Genomic DNA, 23,665 nt, shown 5'->3' on the forward strand with positions numbered 1-23,665 from the left:
AAATTGCAATATGTGGTGGACCCATACATCTCCTGTCAACGCAAAGCAGAAGTGTCACCATCGGTGCGAAACAGAGATGTCATGCTTTGGTTCAGAGAATGCGTTTGACCGCCTCGCTATATACTTCCGAGCGTTCTCTTTTCCCAACAGAAATCACGAAAACGACAACTTTCTCGTCTATAACCTGGTATACAAGGCGATAGCCTGAAGACCGGAGCTTAATCTTGTAACAATCAGGCATACCACGGAGCTTGTTTGCTTCAATCCGGGGTGACTCAAGTACTTCAACCAGCTTCTTTTTCAACTGTTCACGTACCGTCGAGCCCAGCTTTCGCCATTCCTTTAGTGCCCGCTCGTCAAAATCCAGAAAATACGCCATCAGAGTTCATCCAGCGTCACACGTACTGGCTTAGGATTACGAAGTCGTTCTTTCACTATCTCCACAAGTTCAGCATCTTCATCACTCAGGAGTGTCTGTTTGAACGGCAAGCGTTCATTGTCAGCGATATACTCGAGCATGAGACGAAGCGCTTCAGAAGGAGTTACGCCCATTTTTTCAAGCGCGGCGTAAGAACGCGCTTTAAGTTCATCGTCAATACGTAGGTTAATGCTACCCATGTCTTACACCCCTTGTAATTACAAATGTCATTACAAGTATCGCACTACAACATGCTTAGGGCAAGTCACGAAGTAAGTCAGAAAGTAGTCGTAAGAACGGTGATCACTGTCCGCTTTGTGCCAGAAGCGGACTTTTTAAAAATATTGCGTGCCCAACAATTGGGCGCAGGTCACATCAAGTACCCTCAGAATTATAGAGAATACCTGAAATTTTTGTAGAGCGAGGTTTGTTACCCTGCCCGACCAGCGACATGTGGTTAGTTTAGTGATCAGAAATGTCGAGCGTTTGGTCGTTCATTGACGCGGGATCTTCCAACGGTTCCACATGAGTGGTGATATGGATAAAAGGCAGTGCGGTGCGGATATCATTCTCTATACGCTCGGCCCAGTCGTGCCCATATTGAACAGTCCATCGCCCAGGAACTAGGATGTGCATTGTCATAAACGCCCGCCCGCCAGCCTGGCGTGTACGTAGTGCATGGAAATCAAGCCCCTGTTCACGATATCCTGCCAGCAGTGACTCGATTTTTTTGAGTTCTTCCGTGGGTAGCGATACGTCCATCAGACCTGCAGCTGAACGACTCATAAGCTGATAACCAGTCCAAACGATGTTGGCTGCGACCAGCAATGCAACGATCGGATCGACCCAAAACCAGCCGGTCAGATAAACCAGTCCGACACCAAAAATGACACCGACCGACGTCCAGACATCGGTCAGCAGGTGATGAGCATCTGCCTCAAGAGTGATAGAGTTGTGCTGCCTGCCAGCCCTTAACAAAATGAGAGCCGTCACAAAATTAAGGATTGATGCGACTGTTGAAACCAGTAATCCGAGACCAATCTCCTCAAGCGGCTGTGGAGTTAACATCCGCTCAACTGCGGTATAGGCGATACTGGCTGCCGCCAATAGGATCAGAAATCCTTCGAAAGCACTCGAGAAATATTCGGCTTTGCCGTGCCCATATGCATGGTTCTCATCGGCCGGAAGCGCAGCCAAGGTCAGCATCCAGAGCGCCATTAGGGCTCCTGCGAGGTTAACTACGGATTCGATGGCATCAGATAGCAGACCGACCGAACCGGTCATTTTCCACGCCACACCTTTGAGTCCGATAGTGGCAATAGCCGTGGCAATGGAAAGCCAAGCGTAGTGCGTCAGCGGACGAGGTAACCCTTTTGTTTTAGTCATTATTAACTTCCTAAAATAGGACGACTAACTCACATTTCTATCCATGATAGATAATTAAACAATCATTTCGCCATGAATATTTTTTCGTTTTTATTAAATTTAATTAAAAAGTCTCTGCAAGTGCTGTTTCATCTTCTAGTAAACTAAATTTTATTTTTAGGGTTTTCTTCAACTTGAAGTAATATTATCTCACAACAGATTAGTCACTTAGGTTAACTGAGCGGCTTTTATATTTTTCAATTAAAATATGCAAAACTCCCATTGCACCATGTGCATAAAAATAGACCTCAATGAAAGTAGTAAAGAACTTATGCCAGTGGATTACTGTTTCAGCCAGATTTGACTGCATGGTATTCAACAAGAACCATAGGCCACCTGAAAGTGCTACAATTAGCAATCCTAGAACTCCAAATCCTTGGATTGTACTGGCAATACCTCCCGAATGTGCATCGGGCAGTCGGAAACTAGTCAACGTTTTTATATCTTGCTTAATACCACTAAAGTCAAGCCCTACCCATGAAAAATAATAAGTAAAACCTCTTTGAGTAAGCATCCAACTTAACATAATAAAACCACAAATAATCAGTCCTAACCCTGAAATAATGTGCATCCAGGTTATAACTCCTTCAAGACTATGTTCACCAATTGCTTCGGTCTCTGTCAGATTAGAGTTAATAATTTGTGATAATATTAGAAATGCCACAATGATGTGAAGAATACGAAAAAAAGGAGCGTAATCATGGGGTAATAGATTCCAGAGTCGCAATTTCATTAATGAGTCCTTAGTAAATTTATCGATGATCTTAATCATACAAAAGAATTATTAGGATAACCTTAATTCTTAAAATTGCAGCAGGCATTAGTTCACCTCTGATATGGCCACTTGCGAAATGGGAATGGTAACTGTTATTACTATGTGTTTACTTGCTGTTCTTGTTACGCAACCCCTTAAACACATTACTTTCAAATATGATTTCCTGCTGGGTTTAAATATGTGTCTTTCTATAGTGCGGCAACCTATTTTTACACCAACTCATGAATTAAATAAGAATCATAAATTAAATGAGAGGTTTAATTCTCTTGCTTAACGCGATGATATTAAATGGAAATTTTAATTTTTGTAATTTATTAAACAGTTAGAATGAGACATGGTAAATACGATCTTCCTTTAGATAATTCTGATAGCACTTTTTCTACTGGGCAGTCTGCAATGTCCGCTTCACGCCCTGAGACATTCGACAAGCTTTTTATGGCTTCAGTAAGGGCGAGTGGCGCGCTTCGAGAGCCAGCAAATATTTTGCTTCATCGTACTGGGTTCTGGCCTTCCAGCAGCGGTAAATGATCCTTATCCATTTGAACGCCAGTGCCCGGATCGCAGACTGATGAGATTTGCCCTTCTCTCTGAGGCCCTGATAATACAGTCTGGCCCAGTATGATGAATTAACCGTCTTGGCAGCCCATTCAACAAAGGTTTGCCTGACGAACTTGGCACACTGCCATCGCCAGTGAACCCAGGATTTCTGGCCACTTCGTTCTGTCACCGGTGCAATACCTGCGTAGTTTTGAATTTCTTCAGCGCTGTTAAACCGGTCACGGTTATCACCAAGTGCAGCAAGCATTCGTGGGCCCATACACGGCCCCATGCCCGGAAGTGATTTGAACAGCTCCGCATCTGGCAATGTGTCAAACAACGCTTCGATTCGTTCGTCATAGGTTTTGATGATTTCACTCACGACTTTAATTTGTGTCGCCAGTGCTGTTGCCATCAAAGCATTAGCCTCTATAACGCTCGGGTCTGTAGTCAATGGGATCGCGTTATCAATACTCGCAACACGTTGCTCGGTAAGAGCCATTGCGCGGCCACCTTTGGCATTCAGAAAGTTGCGGATCGTGTCGCGCCTCGCTCGTTTCAGTTGTTGCAGACTGGGCCACCGGATAATCAGCTCACACAATAGTAAGCTACCCCGATGTGAGAACCACTCCAGTGGCTGAGGATAATACTGTTTAAGTGTGTTGATTATCCGGTTCACAAAACGGCGTTTATCTTCAACCAGCTGACGGCGCTGCTCAACCAGTTGCTGGAGTAACCGGATATCCGCATTGTCGGGTTCAATGGCTTTTATCTTTTGGGGATAACGCAGCATTAACTCTAATGCCAGCTCGGCATCCTGCGGGTCATCTTTAGCGCCGCTGGGCGAGAAGGCCTGCCGGTAACGAGCCAGGGACAAAGCGTGGACGGGGAAAACGGTGATAAATGGATATTTCTGAAGAGCATACACCACGGGACCTTTCTTCAGCTCAACGGCGATAGCGATCCTGCCTTTTACCTTCTGGTGTAACTCGGTAAGCCAGACATCAAGTGCTTCCGGCGTATGTTCAATCACATGGAATGTGCGTTCACCGTTTTTAAACTGAACACAGACATCGTGCTTTTTATCTGCCCAGTCCAGACCAACGTGCGCAGCAAATTGATTAGTCGCAGTCATCACCAACTCCTTTTTATCGGGGATTGGTATGCATTCCACGCTCTTCGAAAGAAATATAGCCAGCAGTTTATCTGCATGCCCTGAGTATTCGTTAGCGAACGTGGAGCACCCACTGGCTCGAAAGAAAAGCGGCGATCATCACGTGATTCTCGCTCAATATTCGTAACCAGTAAGCGCATCCCCTGAATCACTTAAAGTGTAATTCTCAGGGTGCGAATGACTATATCTCGCTCTTAGCGGACATTAGCATAGGCTATTTACCATAACGCCGCATTACGCGTACCGCTCAGACGGCCTGAGCGCGTTTCTGACGTGTCCCCGTTAAAAACAGTAACAAACCACCCGAAAATGCACGCCAGAAACGCTACGTAAGAATCTATCCTATGACTGGATATGCACTCAACTGAATAACGCCTGGTTTCAGTCCATTTTATCGGGATCAGCCTTCTTTCTGGGTAATTTAGGGGGCTTCACTTGCTGATTACTTTGCGTGCGGCGCGTGAGCCAAGGATGGTCAGCTTTAGGTTTTACGTAGAATTTTGAGCGTAAATCAAAACGGGCATTATCCACACGTTCATGGACACTTTTTTCATCATCCAGTGGTATAGGCTCCGGGCCATCAACATATTTTTCCCATCCCAACGCTTTCCCATCATACAGAACCTTAATTTCACCGTTAAAGCTTTCGCATACCGTGACAACCGAATGCCGAAGTCGATATCCCCGGCCTTCACTGCGAATCTGAAACGCACTGCTTTTGTACTGGAAAGTGAGATTTTTGGAGAGAACGCGCTTCGCCTGGAGGCTGAAGATATAACCCAGTTCCTCTTCAGAATGGTGTACATCAAGATGGGCGTTATCAGCAATACGAGGCGGCGTAGCAAACCGGTTGTTATAGGCTTCAATAAAGGTCGGCAACCATGCGTTTGCTGTTTCAATATCACTGATACCCTGAAGCCGCATTTCTTTGACCAGCCTGTCCTGCAGTGTCTGATTGGCACGCTCTACCCGCCCTTTTGCCTGCGGGCTGTTGGCATGGATTGGCTCGATGCCCAGTGTCTTTATCGCACGTGTGAACTGAGTCAACTCTCCTTCCCGCTCCGGGTTATTTACTCTGAATATACTGTGTCTGTCAGAATAGAGAGCCAGTGGTACGCCATGATCATTAAGGTAACCCCGGAGGGTTTCCATGTAAGCCCGGGTTGTTTCTGCAGGAGCGAATCGTAGCGCCATCAGAGCGCTGGTAGCATCATCGATAAAGACTATCAGTGTGCATTTGGGGCCCCGACCTTCAAACCAGTCATGAGGCGAGCCATCAATCTGGATGAGTTCACCGTAGGATGGGCGCCGCATCCGGCGCTGATAAATTCGGGCAAACTTACGACGACGTTCGCGCCATATGCCCTCCTCTACCATCCACTTCCTGAGAGTTTCAATGGATAAACACAAGCCGTGTATCTCGCGCAATTTTTCGCACGCAAGCGTAGGTCCAAAATCAGCGTAGCGGCCTTTGAGGAGTGAAATTACTGTTGCTCTGAATTCGGTAGAAAAGGAATTATTGGGACGCTTTCCACGTCGGCGGGAAACTAGACCAGAAGGCCCTTCATTTCTATACCGTTGCACCAGACGTTTAACCTGCCGAATAGAAATGCCAATGCGTGCCGCAGCTTGTTCCTGAGTAATATGGCGATTAAGTGACTCCTGAATAATGTGAAGTCGGTCGAGTTCCTTATGACTCATCGTAACAGTCTCTTTGATCATGAAAAATCCCCCAGAGAATTGTCTGGGGACATTTTAGAATGGTTCAAAGGGAGTGCGGACGAATTCCTGGACCTTCAGGGGTTAATTTATGCATTCATACGAGGACCGGATCCGGGCCGTCGAACTCTATTACCGGTACGGAAAGAAAGCCTCCGTTGTCGTCATGGAGCTGGGATATCCTTCCACAAAACAGCTGGGCCGTTGGGTTCGGATTTATGAAGAGAAGGGCGATTTACCCAGGGAATTAAAGCCAAGAGAACGCTATTCACGGACACAGAAAATTGCTGCTGTTGAGCATTATCTTACTCACGGTGGTTGCCTGTCGTACACTCGCCGAGCCATCGGCTACCCCAGTAACGAAATTCTAAAGCGCTGGATTGAAGAGTTTTACCCAAATGCGCGTCCCCTGGTCATTCGCTCAGGCACAAACAAATGCTTCAGCCCGGAAGAGAGGTCTCAGGCCGTCCGGGAGCTCTGTAACCGACGTGGAACCGCGCGTAAAGTTGCACAAAGCATAGGCGTCAGCGTCCCGGTCCTGTACAAATGGAAGAAAGACCTTATCAGTGACGAGGCTTATCAATCCATGCGCAAACGAAAGGCAGCCCCTCAAGATAAAAATCAGGATGCTTTACTCGGTGAAATCCAGCGACTCAGGCAGCAGGTTCATCAGCTGCAGCTCGAACGTGACATACTGACAAAGGCGAATGAACTGATAAAAAAAGATCTGGGCATCAGCTTTCTGACACTGAAAAACAGGGAGAAAACCCTGATAGTTGATGCCCTTAAGAAAAAGTACCCCGTTGCTGAGTTGCTAAGCGTTCTGCAACTTGCCCGCAGCTGTTATTTTTACCACAAAGCCAGCAAACGTCTGTGCGATAAGTATGCGGAAATACGCGTGATCATGGCCGATATCTTTGAGGAGAATTACCGCTGTTACGGCTACCGGCGCCTTCACGCGATGCTTCGCGGTAACAACAGGGTTATTTCTGAAAAGGTTGTCCGCAGACTGATGGCAGAAGAGCAGCTCGTTGTTAAGCGCACCAGGCGACGACGATACAACTCTTACTGTGGCGAAATCGGCCCGGCACCGGAAAATTTACTCGCCCGGGATTTTAGTTCCTGCAGGCCAAATGAGAAGTGGCTGACCGATATTACGGAGTTCCAGCTTCCGGCTGGAAAAGTCTATCTGTCGCCGGTTATCGACTGCTTTGATGGCCAGGTTGTAAGCTGGTCGATAGGAACACGCCCGGACGCGACGCTGGTGAATACGATGCTCGATGAAGCACTCGATACGCTCAACGAACATGATAAACCGGTAATACACAGCGATCGTGGTGGCCATTACCGGTGGCCGGGCTGGCTCGATCGTATCAACACATCCGGACTTATAAGGTCCATGTCGCGCAAAGGATGCTCGTCGGATAATGCTGCGTGTGAAGGCTTCTTCGGGCGTATCAAAAACGAAATGTTCTATGGCAGAAACTGGACTGGTATCACGCTGGAAAAATTTATCTGCTTCCTGGACAGGTACATACGCTGGTATAACGAGAAACGTATCAAGCTATCATTAGGTGCAATGAGTCCGGTGAAGTACCGGCAGCATCTTGGGATCACAACATAACAGTCCAGGAAAACATCCGCAGCCCCAAAGGGGACATTACAGCTTGGTGTTAACAGGACCCATACATCTCCTTGCCTCGCGGCATCTAAGAGGCTATCCTGATGTTGTCTAGGCATACAGGTGGCCTCGTGGGTTAATGAAAATTAACTACGGGGCTTTCTGCTTTCTGCCACACAACACGGTAACAAACCACCTTCACGTCATGAGGCAAAAAGCCTCAAGCGCCACGTCGATTATACCGGGCCGGTGCTATTTCTTACCAGGTATATCCACGCTTTATGCTGCTTAGCGCTTTAAATATCTAATGTATACCCATCCCGCGATCAAGACGCCCGTGCCCAGCGCAAGATTAGGCAAAATAACATCGTTTGCACTTGCGTATATGGTATTAGGATCATGTTGCCCCCAGAATGCCAGCTTGTACCCGATGCCCCAGACAAAGAATATAATCCCGGCAATCAGAACGCCGAATTTTATTACGCCGAGCAGGATTCCATCTAACCAGTCAGGCGGATCACGCCATGTGATGACCGCAGCTATTAGTGTGCAGATGATTTGGCCTGCATAATAACCAGGGGAACCATACCATTCCGGAGCAACATGCTTCACGATCAACCAGAACAGCACGTTCATTAAGATAACGAGCAACCAGTACCTCATAGTTCTGCTTTCCTTGTATTTGGCCATCTGAGTTGTCAGACAGCATTGTACTTATTCATCGGGCGGACTTGCCATTGAAATACTCCGGACGCGCAGCCAGTTCACGCTCGATTAACTCGTCGGCAAACAAAGGGGCAACACGATTAATACGTGCCTGCATGTTGCGCCTTCTCACCGCTGCTTTCCGTTCATCGCTCCAGCGTTGGATCTGTTTCTGGCCGAGAAAATCCACGCATACAGCGTAACCTGAGCCAGCCACCCAGCGTGACATCACCTCTTCAGGTGCCGCCTGCCCTGCCTCCACGACAACGGAAATCAGTTCCTGTGGACCCGGGCAGGGCCTGTGCGGCAGTTTCCAGCGCAGAGAATAGCGCCACTTCATACACCACTCCGATCAGCCAGCTTATTTGGCACCTGCCAGCGTTCAGCAACACGAATATGCTCAGGTGTTTCCCGGACAATAAACGGAATTTCGTACATCACTGCATACAGCGGCTCACCGCTGATGCGAAGCCAGTCAAGTTCCTTCAGCGATGCGAATCGCGACTGCCAGCGCCAGAACGGTGCTGCAAGCTCTGCCGCGTCAAACTCGTCGCTCCACCGGGTGTACCAGGTGCAGACGGTTTCCGGTGACTGAAAATTCAGTTCTGTGACAGCCTGTCCCAGCAGGTTCTGACGCAGTAACCAGGACTGCTCGACCTGACGGGCTTCACGGCGCATTTTTCGGGTGAAGGCAAAGTCCTGACGTTTTAGTCTGCGTACTGTTCGGGTATGAAGGACTTCCGGAAAAAGTTCAGCCTGCACATCCATTGTCAGCGGCAGCGGACAGTATTCCCCGTGGCTGGAGATAAGCATATCCAGCGCCTCTTCCACCTGTTTCAGGCTGGAAAGGCGGTCTTTTGGATCACGGTGAAGGCCAGGAATACGGCGGGCAACGTCACTGTTAATCCGGCTACAGCCTGTCAGCAGGCGCAGGAATGTCCGGACGTGTGGCATCGATGGCAGACGTGCGCCGCGCTGGCGAGCCTCTTCCACCGTCATGATGGCCTGCAGCGCTGCCTGACGGGCTGGTTTCAGGGATACAAGAGCACTGGATGACGGGATCATTGTGCGCCCTCCTGTGACAGCGTGCTGATGATGCTGGCAAACGAGTAGCCACCGGCGTCAAGACACTCGATGAGATCCAGAGTATGGGTGATGAGTTCAGGGTTGAATGCATCCATCACGCGAACGACAGAGAACGGCTGACCGTCACGGGTAACAAAGACCACTATCCAGCGAGGATTCAGCTCCCCCGGACTGCATACCGCCACATCAAAGTGACCATGAGGGGGGGTAAAACGGATCTGGACAGGAAAGAAGCCGCCAAATTCGCACCGGTATTCGGCATTCACGGACCAGCCGGACGGTGAGGTCAGATCGCGCATGACAGCGTGACTCAGCTCCCGGCGAAAGTCTTCACCGGCGGCGCGGTAGTCTTCCAGCTCATCAGAAGACATGGTTTTCAGGACATCCAGAGTCAGTAACGTTTTCATTTTCAGTCTCCTTATCGCCGCCCCGCAGGGCGGCGTCTCCGTTATCAGGCGGCGCAGGCCGGGTTGTTATGGTCGGTGACGTCGCCGGCATCAGCGTCGGTATCGTTCTGACTTGTTGCCAGACTGAGTTCAGACTTTGCGGCAAGCTGTTTCTGATTGTCAGCACTGGTCATCCATTCCGGAACCCAACGGATTTTTGAGAGGAAGTGCTCTGCATGTTCAGCGGCATCCTTTTTCTTCATCTTCGCGGCGTCCTGTGCTGCGCCAGCCAGTCCGGCCTGAGAGAGTGCCTGTACAATGTGTGGCAGCTTCATGTGCGAGAAAAGGTTATCAGCCGTCGGTTTCCACCAGTCACGAAGATCAAACTGAATGGCGTTTTCCACCCCATCCAGCGAACTCTGGTGTTTACGACCAAATTCATCCTTGCCCTGTACACCATCTATGGAGCAGGCGGTGCAGAAAGCCATCAGTGCCATCAGGGTTGCGCCATCGAGCGTAAAGAAGGTGGTCATATCCTTTCGCCAGTTTTCCGGCAGCAGGGCTTCAAGACGTTCTTTTTCTGACTGGATGGCCTGAAACGCAACGCTGTTTTCACCGTCAGGTGCTTCACGGGTCAGCGCGTAATGCGACACACTCACGCTAATGCAGAACGGCTCTTTGACGGACGTTGTGGTATGGAAAACCGAGTTACACATTTTCCAGACCATCAGCGCGACGGCTTTCTGCGGCTGCTGCAACAGGGCCGCCTGAACCGCCAGTGTGCGCTCAGAAGAAAGGCGGGTCAGCAACGGGACACTGACGGCGTCCAGCGGATCGACTTTTTCAGGGGCCTGATTGGTGGATGCATCCTTCTCCTCCATTTTTTCATCGGCGCACAGCACCACACCGCGCTGTACTTTCACCTCCTGGCCAGTCCAGGAAACCACCACCCCGGCAGATTGCTTCATTTCATCCGTCCATGCCCGGTGTTTTGCCCGGTGCGCGATGGTCTGCTGTTCTTCCCAGACAGCTTCCAGAGCCCCGGCCAAGACGTCATCATTCACGCCGGGATTCTCGTCTTCATACTTAGCTTCCAGAGCTTCCAGCTCTGCAAGACGTTCTGATTCGGCTTCGGTATATTCCACAGGCGGGACAGCATGCAGGCGCCAGATTTTAGTGTCCTTCCCGTAGTGAGAAATCGGGTCAAGACGACCATCACACCATGACCAGCCTTCCGCTTCGCGGAGGTGCTCCGCGATGTTCTGCAGTTTTTCCAGCAGGGCGGTATCGAGCGATGCACTTTTGACATAGCCGCCGTTTTCGCTGCTGAAGAGATCAACCCGGATTTCATCCGGACTGAATGCGGCCTCTCCCACAAAGCGGAATTTGTCGCCGTTTGTGGAAACCTCTTCTGAGGTAATGAGGTTACGGATCGAGGAAACTGATACTTCATTATTCCAGGACCGTTTGCGGGCGGATTCCAGCACTTCCACCTGGCGTTTCTGATCGCTTTCGAGCGCCAGTGCCTGGCAGTGTTCGGTGGTGATTTCATCCTTCGCCAGCGCCGCCAGAATTTCGGGAGCCAGTTCGGTCAGTTTCAACATGCGCTGAACATGACGCGTACCGAACCCCAGCAAATCGCCAATCTTCGCGGGGGTTTTCCCCTGCTCTGCCAGTGTGCGGAACCCGGCGATCTGTTCAGACGGATGCATTGCCATCTGCTGTTCGTTTTCTGCCATTGATGCCGCAACAGCCAGTTCATCAGGTACCTTTTTCACCATCACCTGATATCCGGCATCGATACGGTTTTCACTCTGCAGGAGCTGCAGCGCTTTCAGGCGACGACCACCGGCAGCCACACCACAGCGACCATCCGGGAGGTTATGCACGACCAGATTCTGCAACAGGCCAATGGCTTCAATGGAATCTGCCATTGAACAGACTTTCTCCGCCGGATAGGGAATGGTCCTGACGTTCAGGGGAGACTTCACCAGTGCCGTCACCGGGACATACTCGACCTGTGCGGCATCGAGAGCCACTTTAAGCGCCTCAGCTTCGGCAGACTTAAGCGTTTTTTTGCTGGTTTTCGGTGCAGTTTTTACCTTAGACTCTGTTGCAGACATAATTGATACCTCTTAGCTATTGATGAATGTCTGCCGGACAGCCCACCTGTCCGGCCTTCTTCTTACTGCTTACTTCGTTTTGCGTACTCCGTAGTCCCGGATGTAGCGGTTCATCATGTCCTCGCCGCCCGGTTCAAAATTTCAGACGCTCCAGATCATGCTGCCGTCATCCTGATGACGGACGACAAGGCGAAAATGGGTCCCCTGGTCATCTTCAATCGCCACATTCTGATACTGCGCTGCGACAACCTGAGCCTGCTCGCGGGTAAACGTGCCATCCGGCAGGGATACAAGCGGGGATAAAACGTTATGGTCCATGTGTTTCTCCTTTTCTGCCCCGCCTGAACGGGGCGTCTTCATCGTGGTTTAAAAGGGCGCTTCATCATCCATTGGTGGGAAATCATCCGGGAGTGGCTGAGGCGGTTGCTGAGACGGGGCGGCGTCCTGACGACCTTTCTTACCGCCCTTTGCTTTCGGGGATTTAGTCGCGGCCTGAGCAGGTTGTGCCGGGGTGGCAGGACTCTGCGACTGCGTGGCGCTCTCAGGCACACCGGCTTCACGGCGGCCGCCGAGCATCTGCAGGGTGCTGTTCTGCCCGACCAGTACCTCGGTGACGTAGCGCGTGACTCCGGCATCGTCCTGCCAGTTGCGGGTGCGCAGCTGGCCCTCAATGTAGACCTGCGCGCCTTTACGCAGGTATTCGCCCGCCACTTCCGCGAGCTTGCCGAACATGACAACACGGTGCCACTCGGTGTTTTCGCGCATCTCTCCCGTCTGCTTGTCACGCCATGTTTCAGACGTGGCCAGCGTCAGATTGGCCACTGCGCCCCCGTTGGGCATGTAACGCACTTCCGGATCCTGTCCCAGATGTCCAACCAGAATGACTTTGTTAACGCCACGTGCTGCCATGATGAATCTCCTTAATCCGTTGTTTTGCCTTTTAAAACCATCACCCGTTGAGTTGCCGGGGCCGCGGTTTTGACGTTTTGCGGGGACCTGCTGAACCTGCCCCCTGGATATAACCTTCACCCGTTTGAGAGCCGTTCGCCGCAAGGGCGTAAACGAGCACGGCCCGGTGCAGATGTCCGGGGGTGAGCGGGAAATTTTTTTCGGCCTAATGAAGCGGCAGCGGAATGGCCGGGAAAAATTTATTGCGAAAGGCCCTGCCGTCCCCTGGACAGCAAGACGGGTTGTGCTTGTCTCAGCCCCGGCGAATGGACTCAAACGGGTGATACGGGTACCAGGGGAAAGGAGCAGGCACCCGCCGCAACGACGAAGAGCGCGGGCGCGAAACGGCGTTGCGCCTTACAGCCCGGCGTCAGTTTGCCGGGGTGCGAAAAGCGCAGGTGACGGCGCGAAAAAGGGCGGCGCATCCGGAACGGATGCTGCAAGCCTGCCGTTGACCTTGACGTCAGACATCAGACACTAGCCGCCAGGCCCGAAACCGCTTTGCGGGTTCGGCGGAGCTTACCGCGTCTTTTCGCGGTTAGCGGAGTGTGGCTCGACGACTGAACCGCGCCAGCGGGTCAGGAGCCGAAGGTGGCCCCGGAGCAGATTGTGTGAAAGGAAAGTGAGGCAAAGCCAGAGGAAGAGCAGCAGCAAGATGAAGGGTACCGGTCAGGTCAGGTCAGAATTGAGATTCGCCCTGCTCTTTTCTGTACTGTACAACGCAGTACCAGGCCGAAGCCAGGAAAGCAAAAACGGTGATCAGCACGCGTAATTCGTCACCCGGCTCTTTCCCCTTCAGCATCAGCGTTATGATGATGCCGGCAACGATAATCCACGCAATGCCACTCCAGAGGCGCAGCTTATCTGCCACGACATTAATCAGAACAAAAGCAATGGCCAGGATAGCCCCCCACAGAGCCGGAACAGGCTGAAACGGAATAAAAAACAGGTTAATACCGGTTAAAAGCGTCACGGCTGCAAACATCAGAGACATACGCATAAAATTTCCTCCCTGGACACACTGACTATAAGAATCACTTCTGCTGCTCATCTCCGGGTTTATTATAATCGGGCGCATTTGCGCGCGGCAGCTGCTGACTGTTCAGTCGATGTACGCGGAGCCGTTCATGGAAATATTCGCGCAGGTGTTCAGGCTGTTCCCGTTCAACAAGTTCCGGCACGACGGGCTTGTTCATGCGCTCCTGCCAGGCAACAGCAGCAGCCACCTTATCGACGGCAACTTTGTCCTGCTCCTCCTTTGAAAAAGAGGCGATATTCCACTTTGACATATGCATCACCGGTCTGCTTTACAGGAAGATATCCCTGATAATACGCGAATTCCGGGGCAACAGCGACTGACAACGGAGAGGAGAGTGCGCGGCGCCGGAGGCGCGGCGACGTCTCTCTCCGGCAGGCGCAGCCTGCCCGGGTTTTCGCGCGGCCGGAAGCGGCAGAGGTTCCCCCCTGCCCTGTGATTTATCGTGCCTTTCCCCCCTGAAGAATGAAATGGCCGCCAATATAGACGGCACACTGACAGGTCATGTATTCGCAGATTTCATCCATCACCTGCGCAGTGGTCAGTTCCCGCTGACCGGCATCGCGGCGGCGGGCATTAATCAGGGCTTTGTACTGTCGCAGGATATCGCGGCTTTGTGGTGCAAGTTTCATGTGCTTTCTCCTTAACCGGCGAGCTTCCCCGCCGGATAGTAATCAGTTGCTGAATACATAGCCTTCATGGAAGACATAGCCGCTGCTGAACAGATCCCGCGCGTAAGCCTCATAATCGAAATAGACGCGCAGGGATTCAGGCACCTCGTTTAACAGGCCGTGATCCTCCACAAAGCCATAAGCAAAATCCTCCTCGCTTTCAGCCTCGCCACAATACGCCTCATCAAAGGCGTCATAGTCGCACTCGCCGGTATAGTCCGCCCAGGCCACAAACGCGGCAGCGCGTCCTTCGTCCTGCGCCTGCCGGAATGCCTCGATAAACGCCCACTTAACAGAGGATTCAGAGGCAAACTGAGACGGGATCCCTTCCCAGTCCTGAAACATAAACTCGGGGTCATCCTCGGCGGCATGCAACGCCCGGCAGGCGTCATAAAATTCGTCTTCGTCGTCGAAGTCGGTTAAATCAAACCATTTGCCAAAAATACTGCCGCCGTTGTACTGGTGATATGTGCCCACGTAGACGGCCGGAACGGTTACTGATGAAGTCATTTTTGTCTCCCTGCGGGGCGGTGTAACCGCCCCGGTCGTTAATCAGTCCAGCGCGGCGTAAATAGCACTGCATTCGGGGTGAAAGGTGATGTGATTCCAGAGCTGGGCATCACGCAGCATATAAAGGCGAGTCAGCGCCGGGTTACTGCTGTCATGATGGGCCGCCAGACGGCGATTAATCGCCAGGCTGGTCAGAATAATGCCCGCCGCGTCGGCGCTGACAGTGCGATCAAACCAGTTTTCGCTACTGGCCAGATGTACCCGGCCACAATCCGGCATCATGTAGCCGCCCCCCTCCGGCAGGCGAATAAAATGCCAGAAGCCGCCCTCATATTCGGGCATCCATTTTTTGGCCAGAGCGTACACCTGTAATTCCGCGAGCATGAAATCCGTGCCGAACAGGTACGGCATAAAAGACAGGCGGTCGGACTCCTCAACATTCAGGACCGGGCATGTATTCACATACTGCATGGATAAACCTCCGTAATCACATAGACTGCGGCACCGGGTTGTGCCGTGCCGACACGACAGCCCGGCGAAAAGCGGAAGATGCAGGGGCGACACCGGAGGCCGCAGCGCAGATATAGCGCGAAGCTGGTCTGGACGGTTTTCGAGCGAAACCTGAGCGAGAAATCGACGGGAAGAACGGCGAGCATCATAAAAAAACTGCGACCGGGCGAGGATGGCGGCGTCAGCGCACCCTTGCATCTGCAGCGGCCGGGCTAAAGTGAAGGCACGGCACAACCCGTCGCGATGCAGGAGGTTGAATGCAGGGTTTCTCTCCCCCGTTTTTCGACCACCGGGAGAAAAGCGGAAGCAGATGTCGCAACGCGACAGACGCAGTAATAAGGCCACGGACCGGAGGGATGGGGCCGGGTGAAGCGGAGCCGGCGGCAACGGCAAGCCGGCGAGTGCCTTATCCGGGGATGGCGGCGCCAGCGAACTCCAGCCTCTGCGGCTGCCGGGCTAAAGTGAAGGCACGGCACAGCCAGCACACGGCACGGCGATAACAGAGGGTTGTGTTCCCCCAAAAGGCCCGGAAACCGGGCCGGGTGGACGCGGAGCCGGCACGGCGACATCCTTATCGCACCACACCTCCTGTGCCGGCAGGCTGACAAGGGAGGGTCCCCCTCCCCTGACGCTCCGGGCTGTCACTCCTGAGTTCTGCTGGCGCGGGCCTCTCTCACCATTTCCCTTAAAACCCGGCGATCAAACCAGCGCCGGACCGGAGTGTCCGTAAAACGCACCTGATCAGCGATAACCCCTGCGCTCCTGATAGTTTCCTCCCGCTCGTTAACCAGGGTGAGCAGGACCGGGCAGAATCGCGCATCGCGAATAAGAATGGCATCGAGGACCTGATCCAGCCTGTCGGTTTCGTCTTCGTCCAGGCAGTTATCATGATCATACTCCACGGCCAGCAAGCGCCAGTCACCGATCCGCCTGTCCATCAGACGGGGAGTGACGGACGGCGTCAGCGCGGCGGCGATGCGCTTCGTATCCCGGTGGACGATTTCCGATATCTGCGTGAGGGAGGCTTTCAGGAAGGCCAGCAGATCGTCACATTCCGCAGATGTCAGCCACTCCTGAGCGTAAGGCAGGCGGATAACCTGACAGTCAGCCAGCCGCTCCGGATGCGGATATGCCTGCACCGGAAAGAGATGCAGACGAGCCGGGGTTCCCGCCAGCCGCCGGGCGCTGGCGAGCAACAACGCTGCCCGGCCATACGTCAGCGGCTGACAAAGCTGTTCCGTAAGCGTGAGGATTTCCACGCCACTGAGAGAGCCGCAGGCGGCAAGCCAGCCGGGTACGGTTTCGGGGGCGACGGGCGCCATATCAACAGTGTCGGGCCAGCCAGCCTGGCGCAGCATCCGGTCGCCGTGACGCAGAATAAGCGTGTTAAGGGTTTCATTTTTCATCATTATCGTCTCTGTCCGGGTTATATCACCCCGCCGCGTGGCGGGGCGATCTGCTGTCAGCTTTTCAGTAATGCCCGCACTTTTGCTGTATCCGCCAGGCGGCGCATTACGCTTTCCGGCACCGGGAGATTGCGATCCCGTGCGGTCCATTCCCTGTCCCACAATGCCTGTTCGGCGGTAATCAGCAGGGTTTCAAGCAGGTCAACCGGCACAGTCACCCTCTGCCCGTTCTCTTTCACCTGGTCTATCAGTGCCATCACCAGGCCGGCTGACACGCCCGACTCAAGCCGTTGTTCTTCTGGTATAGCGTCCATGCGTTCCAGTACTGCCCTTACGTCATGTTCTGAAAAGGAATATTCCATCCCGTCAGCCAGCGCCTCAATATCCGCCGGGGTCCAGATAATCAGGTTCAGCGGGGTTTCTGCGGGATATTGCTCATTCAGCATCCTGCAAAGATCTTCACGGGTTCCGTACATGTTCTCTCCTCAATCCAGAAAGCTTTCATCGAGCATCAGTGCAATATTGAACGCCTCATCCATCAGGACGCTGAGACGTCGCAGACTGATACCGGCAAGCCGTTCCGCCAGTCCGTCGTACCGGTAGTGGTACGTGTCTTCCAGCACTTTCAGGGTGGTTTTCAGGTCGCAAAGATTGTTCGCCAGCCCGGCCATATCGCGGCGCAGGGCTTCGTGTCCGTCGTAATTCATTACGCGGCCTCCGGGAGCCATTCATCGTTCGCCGCCGGGGTATTTACGGCCCGGTGCATGGCGGCCAGTCGTTCGGTTCCGGCCCGGTGGTACTGCGCCAGCATCTCGATGCCGATATAGCGGCGTCCGGCACGGTATGCAGCGACGCAGGTCGAACCGCTTCCGGCAAACGGGTCGAGAACAATCGCGCCCGGGGCGCTGAATGACTCAATCAGCGGCTGTAGCGCCTCCACCGGTTTCTGCGTCGGATGCAGGGTATTACCGGTATACGGGAAGGGCAGCACATCCGGCAGCGGTTTAAGGGGCGGCACGGGGCGGCCTTTGGCAAGGACATAAGCCCCTTCATGGCAGTAGTCCACAAATCCGCGTCGGGCCCTGGCGTTACGACGGTTGGAGGCATAGTTTTTGGTGAACACAAGCTGGCCCACGGCATAGAATCCTGCCGCCTTCCACGCGGCCATAAAGCGGTCCACACGGTTCCAGCCGTAGAAGCTCACCATCAGTGCGTCTTTTTTAAGGACGCGGTACATCTCCAGCGTGGCCGGTTGCAGCCATTCGTCCGTCACATCCCCGGCAATCTGTCTGCCCTGACGGTCCTTAAAACCGACGAGGTAAGGCGGATCGGTCACAATAAGGTCCACGGCACGGTCGGGGAATCCGCGCATCACATCAATACAGTTCCCGAGAATGAATCTGGACATGGCAGCACTCCTGTAGTCTGAGGGGGCAGGAGGCATCACCGCGATACCGTTCCCTGCCGCACGCTGCCTGTTCATCGCGTCCGGTCACGGGTCAGGCCGACCGTGGAATACCGCAGCCGTCCGTCTTTTCGACGGCAAGGATATGCCGCGAAAGCGGCTTGAAGGGCGTTCCTTAAAAGGGCGAGGGACTGGCGCACACTCTCAACGACGCCGGGCCGGAGCGGAAAAACCGCCCGTCCCGTACCAGACCGGACGCGAGACACTGGCAGCGGGCGGCAGGCTTGCGTTAACTCCAGGCGAACGGGGAATTACCGGCATACCTGTCCACAAATCCGGGGCTTAAAATTGTGGATAACCTGAAGGCAAATGACGGAGAAGCGCGGGAGAACAGACGCCACCACGTCTGTTCTTTTTTTGAACAACCGGAAAGTTTGTATCAGCGGTTCAGGGATTTATCCCCGGCCAGGGACAGGCCAATATAGACGCCCGCCCCCCAGATGACCTGCGACAAAATGAAAACCCACTGCGGAACGTCGAAAACCAGAAGCGGAAGCAGACATACCGTCACAATGCCAATCAGCCGGCTGCCGAATTTTCTTCGCACCGGTTCACTGCTGTCGACGGGAATGCGGGCGAGACGGAGAACATTTCTGAATCCTGGTGACATGAGAACCTCCCTGGGATGCCAGTCATTTGAAATCGGTGTAGTAGTGGATGTGATTCGTACTGTTAGTCGCCGAATGCACGCCGCATATTTTTCTTTATTTCCCGGGTATCCGCCCCGGACACCGGCGCGGCAGGTGCTGCCGGCGTATCCGGTACTGCAGCTGCAGCCCTGTTCACGTCAGCGGTGCCGGCCATCTGCTGAACCAGAGCCTGCAGCTCACTGACCGAGGTGGGCGGTACCGGCATACTGGCCAGCAGGCGCGGCAGTTCCGGCGCCGTCGTGTGGAGGGCAAGACCGGTGATAATCAGGTTTCTCAGCAGATCCCCACGCAGACGGGATGACGCTTCCGTCAGCACACTTTCCACCCGTTCCCCACTCCGGCCATTCTGAAGCGTCAGGGTGTAACGCCGGCGCTGGTATTCCGTCTCCGGTGACACGGGCAGAGCAGCCCCACCATTTTCGGGCTCATCCGGAAGGCCGGTGAGTGAGGACCAGGTTCCGGAGACCAGGGCCATCACGGCGCAAAGGCGGACAGCGCTCAGCTGCCCGGCAAAGAACACCGGGATCAGCGCCGGTAAACGGGCATCCACCTGGTATACCACCGCCCCGGCGGTGGCGGCGGTACGGATGAACTCACCGCGCAGGGGCTGTGAGATGGTGCTGATGGTTGCCATCGCCGCGATGTCGGTGCGATCGTCGCTGTGCAGATAGAAAGAATACTGGCCGTCCGGCACGTTTAGTCCTCTTTATTGTAAAGGGCAATCTCCCTGGCCAGCGCCATCTGCGGATCGCCTATAACCTCGATACGGTCAGGAGCCAGAGGCCAGGCCTGACGGATAGCGTCTTCTATGAGGGAAGCCCCTCCCCCGACCAGGAATACCCGGTTAACGTTCCTGAAGGCCGTCAGCTCACTGGTGACACGCGCTCCCAGGGAAGTGATTGCCTCTGTTATTTTGTTCCGAACCTCGTCAATTTTACCGGCATCGTTGATCACACGCTGCAGATACTGACGATCATTGCGGTTGCGGATGATAGTGTCAGCGATGAGGGCGCTGGTTTCGCTGTCTGCCGCACGCAGCGCGCCTGCAGCTGCGCGAGTGACCTGTGACACGCCGACAGACGGATTACCGTGCACCGCACTGATATCATCAAACTGGCCGACAATCACACCGGCATCGAGCGTGGTACCACCGAGATCGATAATCAGGGTTGTCTCAGCGGGGCCGGGTTTCAGCTCCGCGAGACGGGAGAACGCCGCCGGCAGTGATTCCGGCATCACCTTCACGTCCGTTACGGTAAATGCCCTGCCCTTATTCAGAACCAGCTCACGCATCAGGTTTTCCCGTTTGCGTCGTATGTTCTCCTCGTTCCGCTGGCAGTCCCCGTCGTAATACTCGCTCAGGGGCAGCGTCACGGTCAGGCTCACCGGCTGCGGCTCCAGTCCGCTGTTCAGCAGCGCATGATGCACGGCCAGCAGGTTGAGATCACCGTACTGATATTCCACGTTTGTTGTCGGGATGGCATCCCGGCTGACGCTGTCCCAGGTGTATTTCAGCGTGCCCACCTGATAATTGAACGTTGCCGCACTGAATTCTGCCACTTTCCAGCCATGCCTGAAGGAGTTCGCAGCGACTCGTGTCTGAAGCTCATCTCCTTCAAACCATGCCAGCTTAACATTAGTTGAACCATCATCGCAGTAAATATTCATCAATATTCTCCGTTAATTACTCTCAATTTGATACCAATTATAAGAGCAAAATGAAAAAATCAAAACAATATTTCTCAATATGAGCAATATAAAAACATCAAAATGATTTACTAGAGCATTTTGAGTACCTTTATTTACTCAAGATGTTCGTGCGGCAGGCGATCTGGATTATCGTCACGCTGTTAAATATGTCGCGGTAGGGATACCCGTTACCGGATACCCCCCGCACAGATCCCGGCGTGCGCGATTTACGCACCGGGCTCCTGCCTCGGGTGTCTGGCGGTGAACCGCTCCACAGGCCATGGATGAAGAACCCGAACCCTTGGTAGCCATGCGGCTGCCAGTTTGTTTGCTTTCGTCCAGGTCGTATCATCCTTCTGGCTCCTGCGCCTGAGCGCCCGGCGCCAGAGGTTTGTTACGTGTGTCCTGAACTTCTGCATGGTGGGGAAGTTGCCCGGTACCGAGTGATAGTTCAGGTATCCCTGAACCACTCTCCTGAGCCATTTTCCCTGTTCGGGGATTGAGTAATGCCAGCGCCTTCGCAGACCGTCTTTGATGGCTTTCAGAGTTGCCGTCATCCGATCCCGGCGGGTCTTTCGTATCAGCATGAACCTGCCGTTGCGATCTTTCCCGCTGATGTGCGTGAACCCGAGGAAGTTGAACGTTTCTGGTTTGCCTTTTCCCCTGATGGCACGGTTTTCGGCAGCGAAGCGGCCGAACTCCATCAGACGGGTTTTCTCCGGGTGAACCGTGAGTCCGAACTCCCTCAGTCTGCGCTGCATGGCTATACGGAAGCGCCGGGCATCGTATCGTTTGTCGAACCCGATGACGATGTCATCGGCGTATCTGACCATTACCACATTGCCTGTGGCATAGCGACGTCGCCACTGATGCGCCCACAGATCGAAGACGTAGTGGAGGTATATGTTTGCCAGCAGCGGTGAGATGACCGCACCCTGTGGGGTGCCTTCCTCCGTTGCTCGCCATTGACCCTCCTCCGACGTCCCGGCTGTGAGCCACTTACGTATGAGCCTGATTACCCTCCGGTCGCCGATCCGATGCTCTGTGAACCTGATCAGCCATTCGTGGCTCACCCTGTCGAAGAACTGACTGATGTCGGCATCCAGTACCCAGTTTACGTTAGTGCGTACCAGCCCTGTGGCCAGTGCGTCCAGTGCATCGTGCTGGCTTCGCCCGGGTCTGAACCCGTATGAGAACCCCATAGAGTCGTTTTCATAGACTGCGTTCAGGATTTTCACCAGCGCATACTGGACGATCTTGTCCTCCAGCGAGGCGATGCCGAGCGGGCGTTGTTTTCCATCCGCTTTTGGGATGTAGTGACGCCTGCCGGGCTGCGCCCTGTAGCTGCCCTGATGTAGCCTCCGGTGCAGATCTGTTATGTTGTTCTTCATGTTTCCGGCGTAGTCCATCCACCTGATGCCATCCACTCCGGCGGCCGCTTTCCTGCTCAGGGAGAGGAATGCGGCTTCCAGTGCTTCGACTGTCAGCAGGTGGAACAATGCTGTAAACCGTTCTTTCTTCCGCTGCTTCGCAGCTTCCCGCACGCGTGACAGCCTCTGTGACATGCTTTCCCGGCTCTGTGTCCGGCGCATGTGTGGCTGTTCCGCGTTCCCCTTGGCCCCGCTCCTTCGCTCCACTGACTCCGCTCCTTTCGGGTTGTTCGCCTGCTTCGCCGCTACTATGAGCGAGTCCGACTTCTCCTCTCCGTACATCACCGGCTATGACTCCTCGTCTTCCCGGTGCGGGCCATCTCCGACACTGGCAGATGGTCAGAGGGGAGATCTCCCGGTTCCCGCGTAGAGATCGTATTGACATGCCAGGGTCTCAGACCCCGCCGGGTCCATGTGGCACTCGCAGTATCGCACCCTATGATGTTGCCTTCCGTTAACAGTACAACGTCGGCACCCGGTAATTTAATATACATTTCGTGGCTCAATGGCTGGCCTGTCAACACCCCTGTCAACGCTTCGCCCCATACCTCGCGGTATGCAACGCATGACTCGGGGACCTTGTGGATTGCTGGTCCTTCAATGGTCGGGGACTTTCACCCCTTGATCTCTACCGGTCTCCCGGCGCACACTGTATGCATAACCAGTAAAATTAGAGTATCAGGAGGAAAGATGAAGCTACAGTTTTTCAGCACCGGGAAAGAAATCCCGCCACAGGCCCATCCATTGTTTGCCGATCTGGCCAGCTGCGGTTTTCCCAGCCCTGCTGCTGACTATGTCGAGTCCGATCTGGATCTCCATGATTACTGCATACGGCATCCGAGCGCGACGTACTACCTGCGTGCCAGCGGAGACAGCATGGCCGACGGCAGTCTGTACAATGGCGATCTGCTGGTTGTGGACAGTGCTGAAAAGCCGCGGCACGGCGATATCGTTGTCGCCAGCGTACAGGGGGAGTTTACGGTGAAACGGCTTCTGCTGACGCCGCGACTGACGCTGCAGCCCATGAATGCCTCCTGGTCGCCGATTTATCCTGATCCCGACGAGCTGGATATCTTTGGCGTCGTCACGCATATCATCCACCGCCCGAGGGAGATGTACTGATGTTTGCCCTGGCCGATGTGAACAGCTTCTATGCCAGCTGTGAACGTGTTTTCCGCCCGGATTTGAAAGGAAAGCCGATAGTCGTCCTGAGCAACAACGACGGGAATGTAATCGCTCGCAGTGCCGAGGCGAAGCCCTGGATCAAAATGGGAACTCCGTGGTTTCAGATAAAAAACGAAAGATACCCGGAAAAAATATATGCGTTTTCAAGTAATTATGAACTTTACGCCTCGATGTCGGCGCGCGTGATGAACTGCCT

General features: G+C 53.6%; 27 protein-coding genes and 4 pseudogenes. 4 read left to right on the forward strand and 27 right to left on the reverse strand.

The genetic code is table 11. The features are described from left to right. Nucleotides 1-91 precede the first annotated feature (91 nt). Together relE and relB are read right to left on the reverse strand one after the other, a co-directional pair. Complete coding sequence (gene relE / locus HMPREF3178_RS20685; RefSeq protein ID WP_000323025.1) at nt 92-379, reverse strand: type II toxin-antitoxin system mRNA interferase RelE; 288 nt, start codon at nt 377-379, stop codon at nt 92-94. Beyond that, nucleotides 379-618 (reverse strand): type II toxin-antitoxin system antitoxin RelB, encoded by a 240-nt coding sequence (gene relB / locus HMPREF3178_RS20690; RefSeq protein WP_000534858.1) that lies wholly within the window; start codon nt 616-618, stop codon nt 379-381. The genes relE and relB overlap by 1 nt, the downstream gene beginning before the upstream one ends. Nucleotides 619-642: 24 nt before the next feature. On the opposite strand from relB, the pseudogene HMPREF3178_RS31840 reads away from it, so the two are divergent. Further along, nucleotides 643-759: pseudogene (locus HMPREF3178_RS31840) on the forward strand (hypothetical protein); the annotation flags it as partial. 121 nt (nt 760-880) lie between these two features. Here the strand turns inward: HMPREF3178_RS31840 and HMPREF3178_RS20695 are convergent. The 4 genes from HMPREF3178_RS20695 to HMPREF3178_RS20710 form a co-directional block, all read right to left on the reverse strand. Then, nucleotides 881-1,804: a cation diffusion facilitator family transporter gene (locus HMPREF3178_RS20695; RefSeq protein ID WP_020277922.1), complete on the reverse strand. Its 924-nt coding sequence runs from the start codon at nt 1,802-1,804 to the stop codon at nt 881-883. 199 nt (nt 1,805-2,003) lie between these two features. Further along, nucleotides 2,004-2,576, reverse strand: coding sequence for a cytochrome b/b6 domain-containing protein (locus HMPREF3178_RS20700; protein WP_070585488.1), 573 nt, complete (start codon nt 2,574-2,576; stop codon nt 2,004-2,006). A 475-nt stretch (nt 2,577-3,051) separates the two neighbouring features. Continuing rightward, nucleotides 3,052-4,290 (reverse strand): IS110 family RNA-guided transposase, encoded by a 1,239-nt coding sequence (locus HMPREF3178_RS20705; protein WP_003030308.1) that lies wholly within the window; start codon nt 4,288-4,290, stop codon nt 3,052-3,054. A gap of 420 nt (nt 4,291-4,710) precedes the next feature. After that, nucleotides 4,711-6,051, reverse strand: coding sequence for an ISNCY family transposase (locus tag HMPREF3178_RS20710; RefSeq protein ID WP_000589001.1), 1,341 nt, complete (start codon nt 6,049-6,051; stop codon nt 4,711-4,713). 88 nt (nt 6,052-6,139) lie between these two features. Here HMPREF3178_RS20710 and HMPREF3178_RS20715 point away from each other — a divergent pair, with 88 nt between their 5' ends. Beyond that, the gene (locus HMPREF3178_RS20715) at nt 6,140-7,672 is read left to right on the forward strand and encodes an IS3 family transposase (protein WP_004118819.1); all 1,533 of its coding nucleotides are present in this window, start codon (nt 6,140-6,142) and stop codon (nt 7,670-7,672) included. 285 nt (nt 7,673-7,957) lie between these two features. On the opposite strand, the gene HMPREF3178_RS20720 is transcribed toward HMPREF3178_RS20715, so the two are convergent. The 21 genes and pseudogenes from HMPREF3178_RS20720 to ltrA form a co-directional block, all read right to left on the reverse strand. After that, nucleotides 7,958-8,332, reverse strand: a complete 375-nt coding sequence (locus HMPREF3178_RS20720; protein ID WP_004182064.1) for a hypothetical protein — start codon at nt 8,330-8,332, stop codon at nt 7,958-7,960. Between the two features lie 55 nt (nt 8,333-8,387). Continuing rightward, nucleotides 8,388-8,714, reverse strand: a complete 327-nt coding sequence (locus HMPREF3178_RS20725; protein WP_004194231.1) for a hypothetical protein — start codon at nt 8,712-8,714, stop codon at nt 8,388-8,390. Next, nucleotides 8,711-9,439 carry a plasmid SOS inhibition protein A gene (locus HMPREF3178_RS20730; protein WP_015065618.1) on the reverse strand — a complete coding sequence of 243 codons (729 nt, stop codon included), beginning with the start codon at nt 9,437-9,439 and terminating at the stop codon, nt 8,711-8,713. Before HMPREF3178_RS20730 ends, HMPREF3178_RS20725 begins: the two co-directional genes overlap by 4 nt. After that, on the reverse strand, nt 9,436-9,867 hold the full coding sequence (psiB, locus tag HMPREF3178_RS20735) for a conjugation system SOS inhibitor PsiB (protein ID WP_004194235.1): 432 nt from the start codon (nt 9,865-9,867) through the stop codon (nt 9,436-9,438). Before psiB ends, HMPREF3178_RS20730 begins: the two co-directional genes overlap by 4 nt. A 44-nt stretch (nt 9,868-9,911) precedes the next feature. Then, the gene (locus HMPREF3178_RS20740; RefSeq protein WP_070585480.1) at nt 9,912-11,969 is read right to left on the reverse strand and encodes a ParB/RepB/Spo0J family partition protein; all 2,058 of its coding nucleotides are present in this window, start codon (nt 11,967-11,969) and stop codon (nt 9,912-9,914) included. Between the two features lie 69 nt (nt 11,970-12,038). Continuing rightward, nucleotides 12,039-12,287 (reverse strand): annotated as a pseudogene (locus HMPREF3178_RS20745) (DUF905 domain-containing protein). A gap of 48 nt (nt 12,288-12,335) precedes the next feature. Beyond that, nucleotides 12,336-12,878 (reverse strand): single-stranded DNA-binding protein, encoded by a 543-nt coding sequence (ssb, locus tag HMPREF3178_RS20750; protein ID WP_032431381.1) that lies wholly within the window; start codon nt 12,876-12,878, stop codon nt 12,336-12,338. A 718-nt stretch (nt 12,879-13,596) separates the two neighbouring features. Beyond that, the gene (locus tag HMPREF3178_RS20755; RefSeq protein ID WP_032431403.1) at nt 13,597-13,917 is read right to left on the reverse strand and encodes a hypothetical protein; all 321 of its coding nucleotides are present in this window, start codon (nt 13,915-13,917) and stop codon (nt 13,597-13,599) included. Between the two features lie 34 nt (nt 13,918-13,951). After that, nucleotides 13,952-14,206, reverse strand: coding sequence for a DNA polymerase III subunit theta (locus tag HMPREF3178_RS20760; protein WP_175438961.1), 255 nt, complete (start codon nt 14,204-14,206; stop codon nt 13,952-13,954). 187 nt (nt 14,207-14,393) lie between these two features. Continuing rightward, entirely contained in the window at nt 14,394-14,585 is a 192-nt protein-coding gene (locus HMPREF3178_RS20765; protein ID WP_001568047.1) for a hypothetical protein, read from the reverse strand. A 42-nt stretch (nt 14,586-14,627) separates the two neighbouring features. Next, nucleotides 14,628-15,134 carry an antirestriction protein ArdA gene (locus tag HMPREF3178_RS20770; RefSeq protein ID WP_013214014.1) on the reverse strand — a complete coding sequence of 169 codons (507 nt, stop codon included), beginning with the start codon at nt 15,132-15,134 and terminating at the stop codon, nt 14,628-14,630. 42 nt (nt 15,135-15,176) lie between these two features. Further along, the gene (locus tag HMPREF3178_RS20775; RefSeq protein ID WP_032435770.1) at nt 15,177-15,605 is read right to left on the reverse strand and encodes an antirestriction protein; all 429 of its coding nucleotides are present in this window, start codon (nt 15,603-15,605) and stop codon (nt 15,177-15,179) included. 680 nt (nt 15,606-16,285) lie between these two features. Next, entirely contained in the window at nt 16,286-17,053 is a 768-nt protein-coding gene (locus tag HMPREF3178_RS20780) for a hypothetical protein (RefSeq protein ID WP_032435768.1), read from the reverse strand. Between the two features lie 53 nt (nt 17,054-17,106). Continuing rightward, nucleotides 17,107-17,526, reverse strand: coding sequence for a DUF1380 domain-containing protein (locus HMPREF3178_RS20785; protein ID WP_004144453.1), 420 nt, complete (start codon nt 17,524-17,526; stop codon nt 17,107-17,109). A gap of 9 nt (nt 17,527-17,535) precedes the next feature. Beyond that, nucleotides 17,536-17,757: a hypothetical protein gene (locus tag HMPREF3178_RS20790; RefSeq protein WP_001568042.1), complete on the reverse strand. Its 222-nt coding sequence runs from the start codon at nt 17,755-17,757 to the stop codon at nt 17,536-17,538. Continuing rightward, nucleotides 17,757-18,458 (reverse strand): DNA methylase, encoded by a 702-nt coding sequence (locus tag HMPREF3178_RS20795; protein WP_001568041.1) that lies wholly within the window; start codon nt 18,456-18,458, stop codon nt 17,757-17,759. Before HMPREF3178_RS20795 ends, HMPREF3178_RS20790 begins: the two co-directional genes overlap by 1 nt. 71 nt (nt 18,459-18,529) lie before the next feature. Then, nucleotides 18,530-18,699 (reverse strand): annotated as a pseudogene (locus HMPREF3178_RS31845) (hypothetical protein); the annotation flags it as partial. A gap of 195 nt (nt 18,700-18,894) precedes the next feature. After that, nucleotides 18,895-19,125: a hypothetical protein gene (locus HMPREF3178_RS20800; protein WP_001568040.1), complete on the reverse strand. Its 231-nt coding sequence runs from the start codon at nt 19,123-19,125 to the stop codon at nt 18,895-18,897. 62 nt (nt 19,126-19,187) lie between these two features. Then, nucleotides 19,188-19,859, reverse strand: coding sequence for a plasmid partitioning/stability family protein (locus HMPREF3178_RS20805; protein ID WP_042015161.1), 672 nt, complete (start codon nt 19,857-19,859; stop codon nt 19,188-19,190). A gap of 2 nt (nt 19,860-19,861) precedes the next feature. Further along, a complete protein-coding gene (parM, locus tag HMPREF3178_RS20810) occupies nt 19,862-20,833 on the reverse strand; it encodes a plasmid segregation protein ParM domain-containing protein (protein ID WP_070585484.1) in 972 nt (323 codons plus the stop codon). 248 nt (nt 20,834-21,081) lie between these two features. Next, nucleotides 21,082-22,569, reverse strand: coding sequence for a group II intron reverse transcriptase/maturase (gene ltrA / locus HMPREF3178_RS20815; RefSeq protein WP_175438962.1), 1,488 nt, complete (start codon nt 22,567-22,569; stop codon nt 21,082-21,084). Nucleotides 22,570-22,974: 405 nt separating this feature from the next. On the opposite strand from ltrA, the gene umuD reads away from it, so the two are divergent. Continuing rightward, nucleotides 22,975-23,406: a translesion error-prone DNA polymerase V autoproteolytic subunit gene (gene umuD, locus HMPREF3178_RS20820; protein ID WP_032738630.1), complete on the forward strand. Its 432-nt coding sequence runs from the start codon at nt 22,975-22,977 to the stop codon at nt 23,404-23,406. Next, nucleotides 23,406-23,665, forward strand: a pseudogene (locus HMPREF3178_RS20825) (DNA polymerase V subunit UmuC); the annotation flags it as partial. The gene umuD and the pseudogene HMPREF3178_RS20825, both read left to right, overlap by 1 nt.

This window comes from Klebsiella sp. HMSC09D12, assembly GCF_001808475.1.
GTDB classification, from domain to species: domain Bacteria; phylum Pseudomonadota; class Gammaproteobacteria; order Enterobacterales; family Enterobacteriaceae; genus Klebsiella; species Klebsiella oxytoca.

Bases quoted from the DNA above. Each gene is read 5' to 3' on its own strand.
- relE (WP_000323025.1), bottom strand. From the start codon at position 379: ATGGCGTATTTTCTGGATTTTGACGAGCGGGCACTAAAGGAATGGCGA.
- relB (WP_000534858.1), bottom strand. From the start codon at position 618: ATGGGTAGCATTAACCTACGTATTGACGATGAACTTAAAGCGCGTTCT.
- HMPREF3178_RS20695 (WP_020277922.1), bottom strand. From the start codon at position 1,804: ATGACTAAAACAAAAGGGTTACCTCGTCCGCTGACGCACTACGCTTGG.
- HMPREF3178_RS20700 (WP_070585488.1), bottom strand. From the start codon at position 2,576: ATGAAATTGCGACTCTGGAATCTATTACCCCATGATTACGCTCCTTTT.
- HMPREF3178_RS20705 (WP_003030308.1), bottom strand. From the start codon at position 4,290: ATGACTGCGACTAATCAATTTGCTGCGCACGTTGGTCTGGACTGGGCA.
- HMPREF3178_RS20710 (WP_000589001.1), bottom strand. From the start codon at position 6,051: ATGATCAAAGAGACTGTTACGATGAGTCATAAGGAACTCGACCGACTT.
- HMPREF3178_RS20715 (WP_004118819.1), top strand. From the start codon at position 6,140: ATGCATTCATACGAGGACCGGATCCGGGCCGTCGAACTCTATTACCGG.
- HMPREF3178_RS20720 (WP_004182064.1), bottom strand. From the start codon at position 8,332: ATGAGGTACTGGTTGCTCGTTATCTTAATGAACGTGCTGTTCTGGTTG.
- HMPREF3178_RS20725 (WP_004194231.1), bottom strand. From the start codon at position 8,714: ATGAAGTGGCGCTATTCTCTGCGCTGGAAACTGCCGCACAGGCCCTGC.
- HMPREF3178_RS20730 (WP_015065618.1), bottom strand. From the start codon at position 9,439: ATGATCCCGTCATCCAGTGCTCTTGTATCCCTGAAACCAGCCCGTCAG.
- psiB (WP_004194235.1), bottom strand. From the start codon at position 9,867: ATGAAAACGTTACTGACTCTGGATGTCCTGAAAACCATGTCTTCTGAT.
- HMPREF3178_RS20740 (WP_070585480.1), bottom strand. From the start codon at position 11,969: ATGTCTGCAACAGAGTCTAAGGTAAAAACTGCACCGAAAACCAGCAAA.
- ssb (WP_032431381.1), bottom strand. From the start codon at position 12,878: ATGGCAGCACGTGGCGTTAACAAAGTCATTCTGGTTGGACATCTGGGA.
- HMPREF3178_RS20755 (WP_032431403.1), bottom strand. From the start codon at position 13,917: ATGCGTATGTCTCTGATGTTTGCAGCCGTGACGCTTTTAACCGGTATT.
- HMPREF3178_RS20760 (WP_175438961.1), bottom strand. From the start codon at position 14,206: ATGTCAAAGTGGAATATCGCCTCTTTTTCAAAGGAGGAGCAGGACAAA.
- HMPREF3178_RS20765 (WP_001568047.1), bottom strand. From the start codon at position 14,585: ATGAAACTTGCACCACAAAGCCGCGATATCCTGCGACAGTACAAAGCC.
- HMPREF3178_RS20770 (WP_013214014.1), bottom strand. From the start codon at position 15,134: ATGACTTCATCAGTAACCGTTCCGGCCGTCTACGTGGGCACATATCAC.
- HMPREF3178_RS20775 (WP_032435770.1), bottom strand. From the start codon at position 15,605: ATGCAGTATGTGAATACATGCCCGGTCCTGAATGTTGAGGAGTCCGAC.
- HMPREF3178_RS20780 (WP_032435768.1), bottom strand. From the start codon at position 17,053: ATGATGAAAAATGAAACCCTTAACACGCTTATTCTGCGTCACGGCGAC.
- HMPREF3178_RS20785 (WP_004144453.1), bottom strand. From the start codon at position 17,526: ATGTACGGAACCCGTGAAGATCTTTGCAGGATGCTGAATGAGCAATAT.
- HMPREF3178_RS20790 (WP_001568042.1), bottom strand. From the start codon at position 17,757: ATGAATTACGACGGACACGAAGCCCTGCGCCGCGATATGGCCGGGCTG.
- HMPREF3178_RS20795 (WP_001568041.1), bottom strand. From the start codon at position 18,458: ATGTCCAGATTCATTCTCGGGAACTGTATTGATGTGATGCGCGGATTC.
- HMPREF3178_RS20800 (WP_001568040.1), bottom strand. From the start codon at position 19,125: ATGTCACCAGGATTCAGAAATGTTCTCCGTCTCGCCCGCATTCCCGTC.
- parM (WP_070585484.1), bottom strand. From the start codon at position 20,833: ATGAATATTTACTGCGATGATGGTTCAACTAATGTTAAGCTGGCATGG.
- umuD (WP_032738630.1), top strand. From the start codon at position 22,975: ATGAAGCTACAGTTTTTCAGCACCGGGAAAGAAATCCCGCCACAGGCC.